Origin of the sequence: Prevotella sp. AM23-5 (assembly GCF_003473645.1) — a bacterium.
GTDB classification, from domain to species: domain Bacteria; phylum Bacteroidota; class Bacteroidia; order Bacteroidales; family Bacteroidaceae; genus Prevotella; species Prevotella copri_A.
The window spans coordinates 18,695-38,621 of record NZ_QUCG01000033.1; the positions used below are offsets into that span (position 1 = coordinate 18,695).

Below are 19,927 nucleotides of genomic sequence, written 5' to 3' on the forward strand. Positions count from 1 at the left end.
ATTATGAAAAAGATAATATATTCGATATCGGCATTGCTCCTTTCGTTTACCTTTGCGAGCTGTTCGATGGAAGAGAATCCATATGCAGTAACTGCAGAACAGCTGGCAAAGTCTGAAGATGGAGCTACCCAGTTGGTAACTGGTATATATGCAACATTTTGGGATCACTGGTGTATGCAGCAGACTTATTTGGCATGGATGGATTACGACCAAGACCATAGTGCAGGTCCTGGATGGGTCTTGAGTAGTGCTGGTAGTGGAGATGTGACCAGTCATTGGGCGTATAATACTACCAATGACCTCTGGAGTACATTTTATTGTATGATAAATCGTGCCAACAAGGCAAAGGAGTCTTTGGAGTCAACCGACGCTTACAAGGAAAACGCTGCTGTGAAACAGCTTTATGGCGAGGTCTTGTTCCTTCGTGCTTTTGCTTATTTCCATTTGGTTCGTATGTATGGTGCGGTTCCATTGCGTCTTACTTCGGCAGCAGAAGAGAATTGCCCTCGTTCTTCCGTAGAAGATGTTTATGCACAAATTACAAGTGATTTGGAAACATCCTTGGATTGTCTTCATTTCCTTTCAGAAGGTAATGTTGGTGCTTGGGGACATGCCGACAAGACAGCGGCTGCCATTTTGTTAGCTCGTGTTTATTGTACAATGGGCTCTGCTGCGTTGACTCATTCCGACGCAGAGATGATTGTAGATGTCAAAGGTGACAAGAAGCGTTTTACTTGTGACAAAGTAGATGGTGCTGAGAATTTTGATGCAAAAAAGTGCTATACCCGTGCTAAGGAACTTTGTGATATAGTTATTGAACGTAGAGGGGTTGATTATGATTTGATGCCAAACTACTTGAGCCTTTGGGGTGGCAACAATGCCCGTAACAAGGAGTTCGTTTGGGGAGCTGCTGCAGGTTCTGATGTTTCTTATCAGACTTCAGGATTGAATAATTATTTTACACTAGCTCCGTATGGAGGTAGTGGTACATGGATTTATATGGCTCCTAATCTTTACCAGCAGTATGATGAAGATGATGATCGTATTGTACATGGTGTTTGGCATTATTATTGGGCAAGCTATACTAACAAGAAATGGATTGCTTATCCTGCCAACTCTGATAGATATAATGCAGAGCACTTGCCGGATAACTTAAAAGCAGTAAGCACCGAGTTTTATAGTTCTTATAAGGGTGCTGTTCCTTGTTTGACAAAATGGTACTAAGATGATATTTCTAATCCATCTTTCTATAGTCAGAAGCAGGCTGCTACTACTCAGCAGGATGTGATATTGATAAGATTTGCTGAGGCATATCTTCTTCGTGCAGAAGCTGAAGTTGAGCTAGGTGACATCAATGCAGCAATGAAAGATGTTGATGTGATAAGAAAACGTGCCAAGGCAACAACTCTTTATGCGGGTAATGTTTCTGATAAGGTGGAGGCTCGCAGTTTGGTGTTGAAAGAGCGCGCATTGGAATTCTGTATGGAATTTAACAGAAAGTTTGACTTGTTGCGTTGGGGATTGTATCTTAATGTGATGAATGCTACGGAATATATCGAATGTGGTACCGCCAAACGTTCTACCATCCGAACAAAGAAGAACTTGCTTTATGCGATTCCTACTTCTGAGGTTGCTGAAAATGATGCAATTGATTCTAACAATTATGGTTATTAAATATGAGACAGTTATTATTAATTATTAGTATTTTTTTGTGCCAGCTAGGCTATGCTCAGACTGCTCACGACAAGGTTCTGACGGACATCCAGTATAAGACAACTAAGGATGCCTACGTAAAGGAGCGTTGTAAACTGGATATCTATTACAATGATACCTTGAAGAATTGTCCGGTCGTAGTATGGTATCATGGTGGTGGACTTACCAGCGGTAGCAAACAGTTGCCTTCTAAGTTGGTGAATAAAGGTATGGTTGTTATTGGTGTCAATTACCGATTGTTGCCAAAGGTCAAGGTGGATGAGTGCTTGGATGACTGTGCAGCAGCTTTGGCTTGGGCATTCAAGAATGTAGCTAAATATGGTGGAGATGCAGTTAAGATCTTCGTGTCTGGTCATTCTGCAGGAGGGTACGTTACAGCCATGCTTGGACTCGACAAGAGTTGGCTGGCACGTTATGATATAGATGCAAATCGTATTGCCGGCTTGATTCCGTTTAGCGGTCAGATGATTAGTCATTTCTCATATCGTCAGATGAATGGCATCGGAAACCTTCAGCCAATGATTGATAAGTATGCACCATTGTTCCATGTCAGAAAAGACGCCTCTCCGTTGGTACTGATTACTGGTGATAGAGACATCGAACTGTTTGGAAGATATGAAGAGAATGCCTATATGTGGCGTATGATGAAGCTGGTCGGACATCAGAATACAACTCTTTATGAGATTGGAGGACATGGTCATGGACCAATGGGTGATCCTGCTTATCATATTCTTTTGGAATCAGTAAAAAGAATACTAGGCAATCCATATAGTTATTAGTTTTAATGACCTGTTGTGAAACACGTATAAGTTTAATTCATACTAAAGTACTAGAGGGGGATGAAGAGTTCATCCCCCTTTTTACTGTTTAGCTTTTGCTTTCTTTGTCCTTTTTATATTCAGAAGGCAATATGCCAAATTCTTCTTTAAAGAATTTACTGAATTGTTTCGGTGACATACCCACTTCATATGCAATCTGGGAAATGTTTTCCTGGCTTTGGTCCAAAAGCTGCTTTCCTCTTTTGATTCTGAGTATTCGGATAAGTTCTATAGGTGATTTTCCAGTAATACTCATAAGTTTCTTGTATAAATGACCTCGGCTCAATCCAACACAGGCACTTAAGTCTTCTACCGACAGCTCTTCGTTATTCATATTATCTTCGATATACTTGATGAGATTTTTCATCAGTTTCTCATCTAAAGAGCTAACCGTTATTTCTGAAGGCGAAATGTCCATCGTATTGCTTTTGATATGGTTGTTCTGCGTCCATTCAAGAATCTTATTTATTCTCAGTATGAGAATATCCATATTGAAAGGTTTCGTGATATATTCGTCTGCGCCATCTTTAAGACCTTCTAAAATATGCTCTTCTGTGGTTTTTGCCGTAAGCAAGATAATCGGGATGTGTGAGAACCTAATGTCATTCTTCACTTGATGGCACAATTCTAATCCATCCATGACTGGCATCATGATGTCTGAAATGATGATGTTGATATTCTCCTTTTCCATCACTTTGAGAGCCTCTTGGCCATTACTTGCTTGTTGAATGCAATATAGGTCTTTTAACGAACGAGCTACAAAATGCCTGAAATCTTCATTATCTTCTACCAGCAGAATATATGGCTTGGACGACATGCTATCTAATGTTGGCATATGTGTTGAATGCTGTTCGCTGTTAGTATTTATTTGTTCTGTGTATTGTCTTGCCATACAGTGAGTGATAGGAATGGTGATGGTGAAAATACTACCATGTGGCATATTATTGCTTACTGCAATGTTACCATGATGAAGGGTCACGTACTCTTTGACAATATGGAGTCCTATTCCGTTTCCTATATAGGTATTTATATCCTGTTCTTGATAGAATCTATCAAAAATCTTAGGCTTGTTTTCATCTTTGATGCCGATGCCTGTATCCCTGATTTGTATCTTGATAAATTCTCTTCCTGCAGACTCGGACTTTTGTATCTCTACCTTAACTTTTCCTTTCTCTACATTATATTTGTAGGCGTTAGATAGCAAATTGAGAAGGATACCTTGTATCTTTTTCTTATCAAAGTCCATTTCTATGTTCTCTCCATGAGTTATGACTTCGAGAGAGATACCCTTGCCTTCATTCAGAGGTTTGAAAGATTGGCAAATCTCTGTGATAAAGTTGGTGATAGAGCCATAGAAAGGGACGTATTTGTCTTGTTGTTGGTCCAGCTTTCGGAAGTCTAACAATTGCGTTACTTCCGATTTGAGAATCTCGACATTCTTTTTCATAAGAACTAAATCTTCTGCAAGATCTTTTTGTTTATTGTTCTTGAGTACCTTTTCCAAAGGTATGGTTATGAGAGAAAGAGGTGTTTTCAAATCATGGCTGACATTAGTGAAGAATCTCATTTTAGCCTCATTCACTTCTTCATGATGCTTGCGTGCTAATCTTTTTTGCTTTCTAATGAGATTAAGTTGATACTGTCTGTAAAAGTAGTAACTACTCATCAAAAGAATAAGTGTATATAAGCAAAATGCGTAAGAAGACAACCAAAATGGTGCCTTTATATGAATATAGAGCGTAGAAGGACTGATATTAAGTCCTAAATTGTTCTTTACTCTCACTTCTAATTGGTATTTTCCATACGCCAGTTGGTTGAAATTGATTCTGTTGCCATCTAAATCTGTCCAATCGTCCTTTTTGTTGAGCCGATATTGATATTTAAGCTTATGTTCGTTTCCATAATTCATGGTTGAAACATCTATAGCAAAATAATGGTCTGAATATTTTAATTCAATTCCTTTAAGCATATATAAACTTTTATTAAGCACGATTCTCCCATTACGCATAGGTTCACCTGTTCTGACAATTTCGTTTGCAATGCGTAAGTCTGTAAAAATAACTTTTGACTTTTTGCGGAAATTGTTTGTAGTATCATTGGGCTTAAAAGCAAGGAGTGCACCTGTACCGCCAACCAGAATAGTTCCGTCTGTGGTGCGTATCATGCTTCTTGTAGTAAATGTAATATTTCCAAGACCATCTATGTCTGTATATGGATAGCAACAATAATTAAGTTCACCTTGTACTGAGTCTTGTGATATCAGTACGTGTGTGATGCCATTTGCCGTTGAAGCCCAAATATTGTGCTGTAAGTCTTCTATTATGCCTAGAACGTGCTGATGAGACAATCCATCCTGAGTTGTCAGTTTGGTAAGCTTTTTACTATTCTTGTTGTATATAAACATTCCATTCTGGGTGCCAATCCAGATTAGCCCTCTGCTGTCTTCCAATACACATTCAATGTATTCTTCGGCAAATGGCTGTTTGCCATTTGTTGTGAATGGTGATAATTTTTTACTTTTAATATCTAAAACGTATAAACCATATGATGTGGCAATCCATAAGTCTTTACTTCCCTGATTACTTAAATCTGTGATGCTGTTGGTTTGTAGATTAGAATTACTTCTGTTGTATTGAACAAACTGTTGATGAGTTGTGTACCCAATGACACCATTCATGTTTGAAGCAAACCAAATAGTACCTTCGGGGTCGCATATTATCTTTTTTACATGGTTGATAGGGGAATTGGTAATTGAAGTGTTGGGATACAGGAATGGAAAGAAACGATTGTTGTTCAGCAAGAAGATTCCCTGCTTATAGGTTCCTAACCAAACATTCCCCATTTGGTCTGAAAAAGAACTGATAATAAAATTGGATCCCAAATTACAGTTGGTATTGTTATATACAGTTGTACCTTTGCCAAAGTTCCATTTTATGAGTCCTTTTCCGTCGGTTCCTAACCAGATGTTATTATGATAATCTTGAAAGATGCAGGTAATGTCTTCTTCTGTATTAATAGGGTAAGTCTTGAATGTGAGCTTGTTGAGTTGCTGATAACATACTCCTTCTCTTCCTGTTCCTATCCAAATAATGCCAGCATCATCTTTATAGAGGGAGCAGATGTGGTTACTTGTCAAAGATGATGTGGAAGTTGCATCCTTTTGGATGTGTTCTGTCTGAAAATTAAAGCCATTGACCTTATAGATACCAGCATTGGTAGCTATCCAGATAACTCCATCTTCATCGTCCATAATTTGTGTAATGGTACAATCCTTGGTCTCTTTATTGGCTGGAATCTGTATTTCTTTATAGTTTGTAGTGTTATAACAATGAAAGCTTGGCAGGTTAGGATTATATATCCATAAACGATTAAAGCTATCCATATATAGACTGATTGATTCAGTAATGGTATATGGGTAATAAAAGGCCTGGGTTAATTTACCATTTGATTTATTCAAGATTTTGATATTGCCTTTCTTATCCATTAGGTAAACCTTTTTGTTTCTGTTGCAAAATGACGAGAGAATGACGTCTTGATGCACAGGATAAGTTGTTAAATGAGAATTGGCAAAATTGTAATAGTATGTATGTTTATCTGACCAGCACCAGAGGTTCTTGTCAGAATCGATTTGAAGTTCCTTGATTTTCTCATGGATACCGATTGTTTTCAGGCGCAAACTGATATTGTCGTTTAATTGATCTTTTTCCGCTTCATAATAGTACCAGTTTGCTTTTCCCTTTATCCAAATTGTGTTGGATGCATCTACTGCTACAAACAGAAAATTAGTTTCCTTCTTTGTGTTGTAGTGATGGATTTGATAACCGTCATATCTGTAGAGTCCGTTTCTGGTTGCAAACCACATAAATCCATAGCGGTCTTTTGTTATGGACTGAATACGGTTGGATGATAGACCTTGTTTTGCGTTTATTGTATAGAAATTGATAGTGTTCTCTGCATGTATGTGCCAACAAGTAAGCAGCAGAAGAAGAACTAATAAAGAAAGACTTTTTTTCATGTAATTTGCAGATAATAAAGTTTTTAGTGTATAGAAAGAGTATGAACTATATCTCATACTCTTTCTTTATTTTTTAACTATTTTACTTTGCGTTAATTTCCTTGAGTAAGCGATCTGCGTGTCCCCACTTATCCATCAGGTAGAGCACGTAGCGGATGTCCACACCGATGCAGCGAGCCAGGCGCTTGTCGAAGTTGATGTCAGAACTGAGGCTGTCCCAGTTGCCATCGAAGGCAAGACCAGTCAACTCGCCCTTGCCGTTGAACATAGGGCTACCAGAGTTACCACCAGTGATGTCGTTGTTGGTGAGGAAGCAGAGCTGCATCTTGCCAGTCGTCTTATCCTGATACTTGCCGAAATCCTTCTCAGAGAGGAGCTCGTGCATGATAGGCTCAGCGTAGTAATCGATAACCTTGTCGCCCTTCTTCATCTTCTCTACGATGCTCTCGGCTGTGGTATAATAGCCTGATGGCTTGCCACCGAGGTCGAAACCGCCTACCTGACCGTAGCTCAATCGCATGGTGAAGTTGGCGTCGCTGTAGTGAGGCATGTCCTCCTCCATACGGAGCTTGGCAGCGCAGAGATACTTCTCCTGCTCGGCGATGCTATCGTTGATGCTGCCCATCTGAGCAGCGAAATCTGCAAATACATCGTTCAGATCCATACCGAAGCTTACGCCTGGATCCTTCTCATATCCCTTCTTATTGAAGTAGAGCTTGGCACCCTTCTTCATGATGAGCGACTTCTCCCAGAGATAATCCACATACTTGGCGTAGTTGCCGCCAAACTCAGCGTCGATGGTCTTGTAGAACTTAGGCAACCATTTTGCCTCTACGTGCTCCTTGTAGTTCTTCAGAAGGGTAGCGAGCACCTCCTTGTCGAGCGCCATATCCCATTCTGCAGAGTTATCTTCAAACTCATGATACTGCTTCTTCTTGTTCTTCTCAGGACCCTTCACCTCCATGTTGGTCTGGAGCTTGATGGCACGGGTAGAGAACTCAATATTGCTTCTTCTTGTGAAAGATTCTGCGAAGTTGGTCCAGGCGTATTTCACGTCTGCGCTCTCCTTGTAGAGCTTGGCGAGCTTGTCGAAATCTACCTTGTGGGCGAGGTCGTTGGCTGCCTTGGCTGTGTCCTGCCAAGCACGGAGACGTTTTTCGTACTCACGCTTCAGATTCACGATGCCGATAGAGTCGATACACTTGTTCATACCGAGGGCATTCTTCCAGTAGTTGGAAGAGCTGGCATACTTGCTGTCGTACTTGATGCGGACAGCCTCGTCGGCACGCATGTGCTTCTGCATCACCTCCTGCTTTACGCCACGAACCTGGGCACGAGGAGCATTCTCTGCATCGCGCATGGTCTGGATTCCGTAGCTTGAGAGATAGCGCTCTGTGCTGCCTGGGTAACCCATGGTCATCGCATAGTCGCCATCCTTGTAACCCTGGAGAGAAACCTGTGCCCAACGCTTTGGATGATAAGGCACATTGTCCTTGCTGTAGGCAGCAGGACCATTGGTCTTAGGGTCGGCATAGATACGGAATACAGAGAAGTCGCAGGTCTGGCGAGGCCACATCCAGTTGTCTGTATCGCCACCAAACTTACCCATAGACTTTGGCACGGTGAAAACCAGACGCAGGTCGGTGAAGTCGCGATAGGTAGTAGCGTACCACTTGTTGCCCTCGTAGAATGGCTGAACGGTGATATGAAGGGTAGAATCGTTCTTCTTAGCCTCTTTAGTCATCTCGTTCTCCAGAGAATCGATGAGTTCATCGCGCTTCTTGTTGTCGAGTTTCTCGTATCCGAGGCTCATCACCTTATCGGTTACATCCTTCTGTTCAACCATAAAGCTGACGAACATATTCTCGTTAGGCAATTCCTCTGCGTATGATTTTGCAAAGAAACCGTTGAGCATGTAATCGTGTTCCACGGTAGAGTGGCTTCTGATAGCCTCGAAACCGCAATGGTGGTTGGTAAAAACCAATCCGTCTGGAGAAACGACTACGCCTGAGCAATAGCCAGAGAAGTTAACCACAGCATTCTTCAAGGCGTTCTCGCCGTTGTAGAGCTGGTCGTAAGTCATACTGAAGCCTTCGCGCTGCATCATCTCATACACAGCGTTAGGCAAGTTGTAAATCGTCCACATTCCCTCGTCAGCGTGCGCGGTGTTGATTCCGCAGAACGCCATGATAGAGGCGATAAGGACCGTTGCTTTTTTCTTCATTTTATTCTTTGTGTTGTTGTTATATGATTTGCAAAGTTACGATTTTTCTGCGAGATAACATCAAGTAGAACAGAAAAAAGCAAAAAATTTCATCAAAGTTTCCTTTTTAGAGTTATTTCTTTCACTTATATTAGAAATATCCGATAAAAACGCAATGTTTTTCACTTATACATGAAAAAGATTGCAAAAACAGCGGGTTTTTCTTGTATAAGTGAAAAAATAGTGCTATCTTTGCGCCATAAAAAAGAATGATTTATGGAAATTATCAATAGAAAACAATATGTAGATCGAGTATTGGGCTACTTAGGCAAAGGCTTGATTCTTGTCTTGACAGGTCAAAGACGTGTGGGCAAGAGCTGTATCTTGCAGAGTGTAGCCAAGCAAATCACAGCTAAGGATGATTCTGCCAATGTGATTTATATCAATAAGGAGTATGCTGAGTTCAACAGTCTGAAGACAGATGAAGACTTAAATGAATATGTGGCGGCTCATTTGAAGGATCAGCGGCACAATTATCTTTTTGTAGATGAGGTGCAAGATATCGATGGGTTTGAGAATGCTTTGCGCAATTTCCAAGCCAAGGATTTGTGTGATATTGTGGTGACAGGCAGCAATGCCAAAATGTTATCAGGCGAGCTTGCTACTTATCTTTCAGGTAGATACGTGGAGATTCATATTCAGAGCCTCAATTATTCGGAATTCCTGCTGTTCCATGGATTGCCTGATACGGATGATACCTTCTTGAAATATCTTACCTGGGGTGGCTTGCCTCAGTTGGCGCATATTGGGCTGGACAATCGCCAAATGCTGACAGACTATTTGGGGGATATCTATAATACGGTTATCATGAAAGATGTCATTAGCCGAGAGAGCATTCGCAACGTGCGGTTCTTGATCGATCTGGTGCGTTTTGTCGGTGATAACATAGGCAAGAATATTTCTGCCAACAGCATCAAGAAATTCATGCTTTCGCAGAATATCACGATCTCTCCAACATTGACATCCAATTATCTTTCCTATCTATGCAATGCCTATATCATAGACCAAGTAAGACGTTTTGATGTTCGTGGCAAGCGAGTGTTTGAAACCAATGAAAAATACTATTTCGAGGATATTGGTCTTCGCAATGTGCTGGTGGGTTCCAATCTGCGAATGGACATCGAGAAATTGCTAGAGAATGTGGTTTACTTGCATTTGCGCAGCCAGGGATACCAAGTAACGGTAGGACAACTCCAGAATGGCGAAGTGGATTTCGTGGCAGAGCGTGGAGGAGACAGGGTTTATGTGCAAGTTACTTATCTGCTGGCTACCCAAGAGACGATGGATAGGGAATTTGGCAATCTCCGACGCATCAAGGACGATTATCCTAAGAAGGTAGTTTGTATGGATGCCTTGGCTGCAGAGGGCAATTATGAAGGGATAGAGTGTGTGCATGTAAGAGAGTTCTTGCAGGGCATCTAGTTCCATTTATTGCGATGAAAAGGAATTTTCATTTTCCTCTTCACTCTTCACCACTCTTCACCACTCTTCACCTTTCTGGCGAAATAATATATCTATGGACTGTCAGTGTGCTGTCCAAGCCAGACAGTTTACTAGCGGCAGTGCCGCCAGTATACTGTCCTAGTATCGCCAGCCTGCTGTCCCAGCTCTGCTCGCATGCTGTTCTGCCCAAACTGCTATCGGTTTAGGCGTAGTTAGTGCGCCGTTTGTTCCTTGCTGTTGGCTGTTTTGCGTATTTAGCTTTCTGTCCACCTTTTAGGATAGTTGTGTGGAGTCAAGTCTTAGTTGTACTTTCCATTCTTTTCTAGGATGGATATGCAAGTATCTATTTTTCAGAACCCACTTTTCGTTTAACAAGAGATTTCTGAAGAAACGAACTAGATAAATAGGAGAGTAATCTATATCTTTTAAAATATTGCGATAGTTGGCACGAACCAAGGCATTGCGGAAATACCACGGATGTTTGGCAAATACCTCGTGATTGATTTCATATCCCATGGAACGAAGATACTGGATGGTAAAGATGGCTGTGGTGCGAGTATTCCCCTCGCCGAAGGCATGGATTTGCCAGATGTCTGATACGAATTTGGCAATATGCTCTATCTTCTCATCATCCGAAAGATTTTTGTATTGGAATTTCTTTTCTTGTTCGATTTCCCAATCTAAAGCAAGACGCAAGTCTTCCCAGTTGAGATAGCTTACGCTGTCGCCCTCCAATACCCATTCTTTCTTGGAAATGTCATATTGTCGGATTTCCCCAGCGTGCTTGAATACCCCCTCGAATATACGGCGATGCAAGGATACATATCCATTGGTATTGAACGCAAATGTCTTGGTGGATAATATCTTGGCGATATTGGCAGAAACCTTGTCGGCCTCTTCCTCCTCCTTTTCCTTAGGTGTACGAGCCGTTTTGCTCTGATAATAAGAGTCGATGAGTTTTCGGGTTTCCTCGATAGTGATTTCCCCCTCAATGTTTCGCTTGGCTACATCTATGAGATAAGCAGATGGTTGCAACCCATCCACAGCCTGCAATCCGATAGCCGTCTTCCAGTTGGAAGCACATTCCTTTTGTGTCGGTTCTCCCTGACGTAGATATTCGTCGAAGGAAGAGAAGTCTTGATGATTTTTATTCATAGATGTAATGCATGTTGAAATTTAATAGTTATCTTGTGACATTTTGTAAAAATAGTTTTCGTTGACAATCCCATGAACTCCTTCACAGAAGTCAATTTCTTCTGAGAAAATAAGATAAAATGCTGTACCTTGAATTTGATAAACTCGAGAAGTAACTTTTGGACCTATACAAATTTTGTATGCACAATAACATGGATCAAGTTCTAGATATTTAGGCTCATAAAGTTCACCATTAATAAGAAGGTATCCACCAGCATACTTTTCTCCTCTAAACATTTTTTTTCTATCTTCATCGTTTGATTTTCTATACATTTTTGTGGAATAATGTGTCCAATTGAGCCAATATTTCTTGTCTTTATAGTAGATTCCTTCGTAGTCACTATGATGGAATTTGCTATATATAAAACCAATAATGGCAAATAGTATGAAAAGTACTATAGGACCTAAAATGACTAATTGAACAATTCTACCTAAAATCATTCCTAAATCAATATTTGTAACGCAGACGATTAGAGCTATAGCAAAGGTAATACACCAACAAATGAGTTGAAATCCACAACTTTTGGGTATAAATCCTTTTTCTTTATTGTAAACATGAATTCCCATATTTTTAAATATTATGTAGTGAAAAAATCCTTGCAAGCCGTTGTTCCCGCAAGCGCTTGAATTGAGCTAAGCACTCCTCCAGCGAAAGCGGATGCTCTCGCCAATAAGCCATGGAAGCCATCTTCTGGGCATTGACTTTCTTGTGATAATCGTTCAGTTGTATCTCCATCCATTTATGTATTATATTGTTAGAATATTACTTTTGCAAAGTTACAACTATTTCCCGAATTTTCCAAGGCTTCGCTTGATTTTCTTCATAATTTGCTTTTTTGCCGACTGCAATCCTGGAGATAGAACCTCCTGCTCCAGCATATCCAATGCCATTCTTAACTCTTCGAGGAGTTCGGGATAGTACTTCATCTGCTCGTAGGCGAGCTTCATGCAGTAGCAGCGGATGGCGTAGGGTTGGGAACAGGCAGTAATCTTGGCAATGCAGAAATCGATGAAATCGGAACGGAGTGATTCTTCTTCGAAAGGCTGACGGAGAAGGAGATGGAGCATCAGGCGGCGCTTGGTCTCATTCTTCTCTACGAGAACCCTATCTATCAGTTCGTCATGCTTCTGAAAAAGCCACTCGTTATTCTGCAAGTCGAAATGGGTGAATACCCATAGGGCATTAAACGCCACGCAGTCGTTCTCATCAAGGGTGAGCTGATAAAGCTCAGCTTTCTTGCGGCTATTGCCATGGCAGAGAATGCAAATCTCATAGATGTCGTCCATGCTCATTCTCTTATTCGCTTTCTTTCTCATACTTCTATGTTTTTTATGAGGGAATTTCGCTGCAAAGATACACTTTTATGTGGAAATAAACAAGAATACAGAACGATTTTCTTTCATAAATTTAGTAGGGTGTCCAGTTCTATGTTTATGTTCTTAAAAACAAGGGCTAGTTCTCAATAGAAGTGCAAAAATCTGAGGGGGCAGGCTAAATCGTGTTATCTATTCGTTCTTCCGAACTAATAAAAGACATTTGACCGACGGAATAGAAAAACAGAGCAGAAGAGCCTATAAGGGCTAACAAGCCGTTTTATCTACATACAGAAGATTCCGAGTGATTATTTCCTCGTAAGTAATCGAATATCTATGGAAAACTCTTATTTACATCACAAAATTATTTCCCCTTTCACGGCAGCTGCAATATGTTGACATTCACGCACTTAAGTGTGAAGGCATTTTTATCGATGTCGCTTCACATCACTTGCAACAAGAGTAAACGATGGAACTATAAGCAGTAAACGATGGAACTGAAAGCTGAGACCGACGGAATCAACACGAAGGGGAGAAAGTACGTTTGATAGAGGGAGAAAGAATGTGGAAGAGAAGGAGGAAATATACCTTCTTACAATCGGATGACTACCGTCATCCATATAGACCACTACCGTCATCCATATAGATGACCCGGGTCATCTATATGGATGACTAGAGTCAACCGATACGAAGAGCGTATCATTTATCCTTCTTCTATAGGTTCTTTCTCCCTCTGGCAAGCGTTCCTTCTCCCCTCTAAATTAATTGCAACATTAATCGCCGATAGTATTTCAAGCGCCTCTTTATTGGTGCATCTTTGCAGTGATATTACTCAATAAACGAATTTAATCGATTATATATATGAATATCAAAAGAACACTGAAAAGACTGATCGACGAGTATGTCGCAGCACTCGAAAAGCAGAATGATCTGCTGAAAGAAAACCTTCAACAGAAAAAAAGTCCTTTCACACTTAACTCTCTGTTTGTCAGCAACAAGTAGAGCTTTGTGAAAGGACTTTTTTCTGCATTGTCTTTTTCTTGAATTGAATTTCTCAATACCAAAGGAGTGCTTTTACAAAACATTTAGTATTTTTGCACTTGCTTGTTGAATCCGCTAATTATTTCTTCTGATACACACGTACATAATCTACCTGATACTTCAGAGGAAAAGCGGAAATATCAGGAGTTCCACCATTTCCACCAATGGCAAGATTCAAGAGGATATAATGCTTCATCTCATTAGAAACAAATGGATTTTCGAAGTTATCATCATTGCCTTTGTTATAGGTGGTCTTTAAGTCTATCTTATTGAGAAGCTCATCATCCACATAAATAGACATGTAATTCTCATCCCAATCCATTTTCCAAACATGATACTTCTTGCTCCAATCCTTGTCTTTGGTCGTAAAATGAGAAAATGGTGTTACAGATTCATTCCATACCGCCTGCCACAAACCCTTGTCACCCCAGCACGCATTGGCAAGGATGGAAGGACGACCATTCTTGATATAATATTCCAGGATGTCGATTTCACCATTGTTAGGCCATTCCCATTTATCACCCAAGAGCCATATCGCCGGCCAACTTCCTGTTGCAGTCGGAATCTTCGCTCTCACTTCTATTCGTCCGAAATGAAAAGCAAAGCTATTTTGGGTGGTAAGGCTACTGGAGGTATATTCTGCATATTTACGTTGCAACTTCCAATCCCCACTACCTTCTACATAGTCAGGATTCTTTACCCTTTCTTGTCGCCCCTCAATAACGAGACATCCATCAGCAACTGTTGCATTCTTGTCCTGATACCATTGAAGTTCGTTGTTTCTAACAAAGCCTTGTTCATAACTCCACTCCTTGCTTGGCAAACCATCATTGTCAAACTCATCATGCCATACCAAGGCATAGCCATCATAAGATGGAATTGTGGCAAACTTAACAGTAGGTTTGTAACTGGTAGAATCCACTGTTGTCGTTGTACTATTTCCACCAGAATTTTCTTTCTCAACTGAGTCTGAAGTGCTGCTACAAGAAAAGAGAGCAGCCATTGCCATGATTGATAATATATTCATTGTTATTCTTTTCTTTTTCATATAAATCTGTCCTATTAAAAAGAAGGACACCTTAAATTAAATAATAATGTAAGGTGTCCTCTAATATTATTTCCACAAATCGTTTTGTGTCAACATAGGGTTACTATCCAATTCGGTTTGAGGAATTGGCCATACATATTCTTGCTCGCCCTTATAGTTTCGATACTCATAAGCAAACTTATAAGTTGAAGCTTCATTGTTGATTCTGTCAACGGCATCTTTCAAAGTATGCCAACGATACAAATCAAACAATCGTAAGCCTTCAAACGCCAACTCTACTCTGCGTTCATGACGGACAATCTCTCTCAATTTTTCTTGTGAGAGTCCCGTTCCTTCTACATTTTCTACAGTTGGCATACCTGCTCTCTGTCGTACCTCATCTATCAAACTCACAGCTTTATCTAGATTCTGATTGTTCTCAATATAAGCTTCTGCCAAGGACAGCAAAACCTCAGAATATCTAATCAAATAGAAATCCTGGCCAGAATCCCAAGATGTTGACCAAGTCAATGCAGGGTTGAAGTACTTCATGACATATACCGTAGAGAAGGAAGCAGCAGAGCCGCCATAGTTCCAATCCGCAGAACCCCATGTCATGCCTGGCAAGAATAAGGTTGTCTTCAGACGAGGATCACGATTCTCATAACGTGTACCTGTGGCAGACCATAAGTCTGGTGTTCCATCGACAATGTTACAAACATCGTCTTTCTTTGTATAAGGCTTGCCATCTAAGGTATAGAAAGCGTCTGCCAAATCTATCGTACCATTGATAGCTTCCAAAGGAGAGCCCCAATGACCACCGATAGCATTACCTTCACCTTTACCAGGACCTTCATATCTTACTCCCCAGATAATCTCATCACAAGCTTCGTTGTCTTCTGTAAACAAAGTTGTATAATCAGGGAACAAAGAGTAGCCTAAAGTTGTCACTTCTTCATACGCCTTGATAGCAGCATCCCATTTCTCATTGTAAAGGGCAATTCTACCTAGCAAACTCAAAGCAGCGCCTTTGGTAATTCTACCTCTTTCAGAAGTTTCCTTTGGTAAGATATTGGCTGCATTTTGCACATCCTGCATGATGTTGTTTACGATAGTTGATCTGTCTGTCTTCTCGCAGTTGGCATCTGTCAAGCTTTGGGTAGAAGTGATGTAAGGCACATCTTGATAAGTCATAGTGAGGTTCAGGTACATCAAGGCACGAATCACAGTAGCCTCAGCCTTATACTGTTCCTTGGTACTTTCATCCATATCAACCTTATCCACATTGCTTATCAAGCTGTTGCAACGCTTGATAGCCTCGTAGTTTGCCGACCAATATGTCTCAATCAATCGAGAACTGCTAGACTGGGTACCATTGCAGATGTCGTAACCAGGCATCCAACCACTCCAGTTGAATCGACCGCCATTGTCAGTCATGGCATCCATGTTGAGAGGACCACAACCGTCCCATTTGTTCTGGTTTGAGGCATCATTATACAAAAAACCATTCTGCAAAGCATCATAACATGCTGCCAATCCCTCCTTTGCATCGGCTGCAGTCTTCCAGAAAGTATTCTTAGATACAGAGGTAAGTGAATCTTTCTGCAGGAAGTCATCAGAACATGATGTTGCCGTCAATAATGCTCCACAAAAGAGCATTCCTATGATATATTTATTTGTTCTTACTTTCATAATTGTCAATTATTTAAAAGTTTACATTTACACCGAATGAGAACGACTTTACATTAGGGTGTACATCACCTCTTGTGTCGCCACTACTCTTCTCTGGGTCGTAGTTTTTCAACGAGGTAATCGTCAGAAGATTTGAAGCTTGTACATAAACTCTCAAACTAGATGCACCAATATGGTGAATCAGTTTCTTGTCAAACGTATATCCCAATTCTATATTTTTCAATCTTAAATAATCAGCTTTATTCAACCAGAATGAAGAATATTTCTCATTAAACGCATTTCCCAACTTAGGCATAGAACCATTTGGATTACTTTCGCTCCAACGGTCAAGCCATCGAGTGGTCATGTTACCACCATTGGTGATAGTCGCCTGCTCCCAATAATAACGATAAATGCCACTTACACCCTGCCAGAATGTATTGAGGTCAATGTTCTTCCAGCTAAAGCCCAATGTAAAGGAATAGGTTGTCTTTGGGAATGGATTTCCGATAATCTGACGGTCAGAATCATCAATGTTTCCATCATCATTCAAGTCCTCATACATGATGTCGCCCAAAGATGGAGCCAATCCATTTTGTTTGATAATGTCCCCCTTGCTATTGGTTCTGTTCAAATCTGCTTCTGTACGATACAAGCCGATAGCTTTCAAGCCAAAGTAAGACCCAATAGGGTTTCCCTCACGGTTGATAGACTGTCCGCTATAGGTGTCAATACCCTTGTTATCTATAATTTTGTTTCTTACAGAAGAAAGGTTGAAGCCAGCATGCCAAGCCCAATCACCGGCATGGTCTTGATAATTAGCCGAAAGTTCCCAACCACGATTTCTTACCTTACCTGCATTTTGATATGGAGCCGACAAATTACCCAAGAATGTTGTTGGCATAGACAGCTGCAAGAGAATATCAGAAGTAACTTTGTTGAAATAATCGAATGTTACATTGATTTTCTGATTCCAGAATGCAGCATCAAGGCCTAAGTCTGTGATGGTGGTAGTCTCCCACTTGATGTCATCATTGGCAACAATATCCTCTGCCATACCAATCATCTTCTCGTTTCCGAAATAATAATTGTAATAAGCACCCATGGTTGGAGTGTAGGCATAGTTACCAATCTCTTGGTTACCCAACTTACCCCAGCTGGCACGAATCTTCAAATATGATAGAGGCTCAATATTCTGCATAAACTTCTCGTTGGTCATAACCCATGCACCTGAGAATGATGGGAATGTGGCATATCTATGTGCCTTAGGCATACGTGAAGAACCATCATGACGAATATTGAATTCAAACAGATACTTATCTGCATAATTGTAATTTATGCGACCAAAGAAGGACTGCATAGAGTATTCAGCGCCATTGCCACCTACATAATCATTCTTGGTAGCGGAATCCAACTCATACAAATTATCTGTGGCAAAACCTTCCTTGTAACCATGGAAATTGCCTTCCTTGTAATCCTGAATGGAATGGCCTGCAAGGAGATTGACCTTATGGTCCTTAATCGCAATGTTGTATGTCAAGATATTCTCGTTCAGGTAGCTTTGATTCAGCCAATGGTACTGGTACAAGCTATTGTTATCGTCTGTATATAAGACATTGCCCTCTGCGTCATACTTAGAAGATTTCTGGCTATAGTATTTAGTATCGTTCATATAATACTTGTAAGCCAAACTGGTTCTAAACTTCAATCCCTTGAGCAAATCCACCTCAGCAAACACATTACCATCAAATCTGTAGCCATTGTTCTCATTATGACCAAGATTCATCATCTGCACTGGGTTCTTAAAGGTGCTGAAACTAATGTCGCTACCATCTACACATCCATATTCCCCGTTAGAATAGGTTACAGGAACTGTAGGACGTGTAAACCATGACAAGGTACGCATCAAATCAGAGACTGATGCACCTGATGTGAAGTTTTCCTTAGAACCAGAAAGATTCAATCCAAACTTAAAGATACCTAACTTAGCATCTACATTAGAACGGAAATTAAATCGTTCATACCCTGTATTCTTCAACACTCCATCTTGATTTAGGTAGCCAACAGAAGTCATGTAATGAACATCCTTTGTTCCACCACTTACAGACAGATTGTGCTGTGTCATAGGTGCCGTGCGGAAGATGGCATCGTTCCAATTGGTATTGGCAAAATGATCTGGGTCAGAGCCATTCTGTATCTTTTGCAACATATCGGCTGTATAAGCCTCTCTGTTATTGCTTTCATTATACATTTTTGCCCAGTTGTAAGCGTCTACATAGTCTGGCAAAATAGCTGCTTTTTGAATTGTATAGCTTCCAGAATAATTGATTGTAGGCTTTGATGCAGAACCACGTTTGGTAGTGATCAAGATAACACCATTGGCAGCACGTACACCATAGATGGCAGCAGAGGCTGCATCCTTCAACACAGATACATTATCAATATCCGTAGCTGCAATTTGCTGGATTTGGGCCACAGAAGCCTCTACTCCATCTATCAGCACCATAGGGTCATTGTTGCCAAATGTGCCAATACCACGAATACGAATCTCTGGAGTATCGCCGCCAGCCAATCCACCATTACTAGTCAAAGTTACACCAGGCAAACGGCCTTGTAACAAGTTTGTGGCATTAGCCGTAGGAATATCTGTCAAATCTTTGCTCGTTACTGATGCTACAGAACCAGTCAAGTTTGCCTTCTTCTGAGTTCCATAACCTACAACTACTACTTCATCAACTACTTTTGAATCGTCCTTCATTGTTACAGTCATAGACTTGCCATCGGCAGGCTTCAGTTCCAAAGTCTTCATGCCGACATAGCTAGCCACGAGAGTTGCGCCAGACTTCGCCTCAATGGTAAAGTTACCATCCAAGTCTGTAGCCACGCCATTATTGGTACCTTTTTCTTTAATAGTAGCACCAATGATAGGTTCGCCTGAAGCATCGACGATTTTACCTTTATAACTAACCTTACTTTGAGCAAAAGCCATTTGGGAAGTTCCTAGTAAAAGAAATGCGCAAAATCCCAATTGCTTACTCATATTATTCACATTAAACTTCATAATTATATATTGAATTAGTTAGACCATGTATTTGATATTATCTGTTCTTTTTCTGTTGAAGATGCCTGATATAATCTATCATTCCATTTCCCTTGTAAATTCTCTGGTACAGTCTCGCGAGCTGTCCAAACACTATCACTTAAATAATAATAAGCTCCAGTTTGTCCTTGCGATAAATGGGTTGTAAAAGTATAGGTTGAACTACTGCCAACTTGCTTCATAGGGAAAATCTGCCAGTTTCCATTGGCATCTGCAGTAAACTCTCCTGTGATATAGCCTTTGGCAGAACTGCCTGCATTCGACATGTCAACATTGAACGTTACTGCAACATTATTTTCAGAACCTAAAATCCGCAACTATCATCCAA

At 40.6% G+C, this 19,927-nt stretch carries 15 protein-coding genes; 5 read left to right on the forward strand and 10 right to left on the reverse strand.

The window, feature by feature from the left end; all coding sequences use genetic code 11:
• Positions 1-3 precede the first annotated feature (3 nt).
• The 3 genes from DW657_RS09545 to DW657_RS09550 are packed head-to-tail and all read left to right on the forward strand — an operon-like array spanning position 4 to position 2,492.
• Positions 4-1,224, forward strand: coding sequence for a RagB/SusD family nutrient uptake outer membrane protein (locus tag DW657_RS09545; RefSeq protein WP_233546729.1), 1,221 nt, complete (start codon positions 4-6; stop codon positions 1,222-1,224).
• 60 nt (positions 1,225-1,284) lie between these two features.
• Positions 1,285-1,674: a RagB/SusD family nutrient uptake outer membrane protein gene (locus DW657_RS18360; protein ID WP_233546731.1), complete on the forward strand. Its 390-nt coding sequence runs from the start codon at positions 1,285-1,287 to the stop codon at positions 1,672-1,674.
• Between the two features lie 2 nt (positions 1,675-1,676).
• Positions 1,677-2,492: an alpha/beta hydrolase gene (locus tag DW657_RS09550; RefSeq protein ID WP_118312326.1), complete on the forward strand. Its 816-nt coding sequence runs from the start codon at positions 1,677-1,679 to the stop codon at positions 2,490-2,492.
• A gap of 88 nt (positions 2,493-2,580) precedes the next feature.
• On the opposite strand, the gene DW657_RS09555 is transcribed toward DW657_RS09550, so the two are convergent.
• Together DW657_RS09555 and DW657_RS09560 are read right to left on the reverse strand one after the other, a co-directional pair.
• A complete protein-coding gene (locus DW657_RS09555; RefSeq protein ID WP_118312327.1) occupies positions 2,581-6,603 on the reverse strand; it encodes a hybrid sensor histidine kinase/response regulator transcription factor in 4,023 nt (1,340 codons plus the stop codon).
• Positions 6,604-6,628: 25 nt separating this feature from the next.
• Positions 6,629-8,770 (reverse strand): S46 family peptidase, encoded by a 2,142-nt coding sequence (locus tag DW657_RS09560; RefSeq protein WP_118312328.1) that lies wholly within the window; start codon positions 8,768-8,770, stop codon positions 6,629-6,631.
• Positions 8,771-9,025: 255 nt separating this feature from the next.
• On the opposite strand from DW657_RS09560, the gene DW657_RS09565 reads away from it, so the two are divergent.
• Positions 9,026-10,231 (forward strand): ATP-binding protein, encoded by a 1,206-nt coding sequence (locus tag DW657_RS09565; protein ID WP_118312329.1) that lies wholly within the window; start codon positions 9,026-9,028, stop codon positions 10,229-10,231.
• Positions 10,232-10,525: 294 nt separating this feature from the next.
• On the opposite strand, the gene DW657_RS09570 is transcribed toward DW657_RS09565, so the two are convergent.
• From DW657_RS09570 to DW657_RS09580, 4 genes are read right to left on the reverse strand one after another with little or no spacing between them, the layout of a single operon-like run.
• Entirely contained in the window at positions 10,526-11,407 is an 882-nt protein-coding gene (locus DW657_RS09570; RefSeq protein WP_233546745.1) for a Fic family protein, read from the reverse strand.
• Positions 11,408-11,428: 21 nt separating this feature from the next.
• On the reverse strand, positions 11,429-12,013 hold the full coding sequence (locus tag DW657_RS09575) for a hypothetical protein (RefSeq protein ID WP_118312330.1): 585 nt from the start codon (positions 12,011-12,013) through the stop codon (positions 11,429-11,431).
• Positions 12,014-12,017: 4 nt separating this feature from the next.
• Positions 12,018-12,182, reverse strand: coding sequence for a hypothetical protein (locus DW657_RS17765; protein WP_158577344.1), 165 nt, complete (start codon positions 12,180-12,182; stop codon positions 12,018-12,020).
• 47 nt (positions 12,183-12,229) lie between these two features.
• The gene (locus tag DW657_RS09580) at positions 12,230-12,763 is read right to left on the reverse strand and encodes a hypothetical protein (protein WP_118312331.1); all 534 of its coding nucleotides are present in this window, start codon (positions 12,761-12,763) and stop codon (positions 12,230-12,232) included.
• Positions 12,764-13,621: 858 nt separating this feature from the next.
• Here DW657_RS09580 and DW657_RS17770 point away from each other — a divergent pair.
• Positions 13,622-13,762, forward strand: coding sequence for a hypothetical protein (locus DW657_RS17770; RefSeq protein WP_158577345.1), 141 nt, complete (start codon positions 13,622-13,624; stop codon positions 13,760-13,762).
• A 118-nt stretch (positions 13,763-13,880) separates the two neighbouring features.
• Here DW657_RS17770 and DW657_RS09585 read toward each other — a convergent pair whose 3' ends face one another.
• From DW657_RS09585 to DW657_RS09600, 4 genes are all read right to left on the reverse strand, one after another.
• Positions 13,881-14,828, reverse strand: a complete 948-nt coding sequence (locus tag DW657_RS09585) for a family 16 glycosylhydrolase (RefSeq protein ID WP_118312332.1) — start codon at positions 14,826-14,828, stop codon at positions 13,881-13,883.
• Between the two features lie 87 nt (positions 14,829-14,915).
• A complete protein-coding gene (locus tag DW657_RS09590) occupies positions 14,916-16,520 on the reverse strand; it encodes a RagB/SusD family nutrient uptake outer membrane protein (RefSeq protein WP_118312333.1) in 1,605 nt (534 codons plus the stop codon).
• 13 nt (positions 16,521-16,533) lie between these two features.
• Positions 16,534-19,560: a TonB-dependent receptor gene (locus DW657_RS09595; RefSeq protein ID WP_118312334.1), complete on the reverse strand. Its 3,027-nt coding sequence runs from the start codon at positions 19,558-19,560 to the stop codon at positions 16,534-16,536.
• Positions 19,561-19,574: 14 nt separating this feature from the next.
• Positions 19,575-19,916: a hypothetical protein gene (locus DW657_RS09600; RefSeq protein WP_199658340.1), complete on the reverse strand. Its 342-nt coding sequence runs from the start codon at positions 19,914-19,916 to the stop codon at positions 19,575-19,577.
• Positions 19,917-19,927 lie beyond the last annotated feature (11 nt).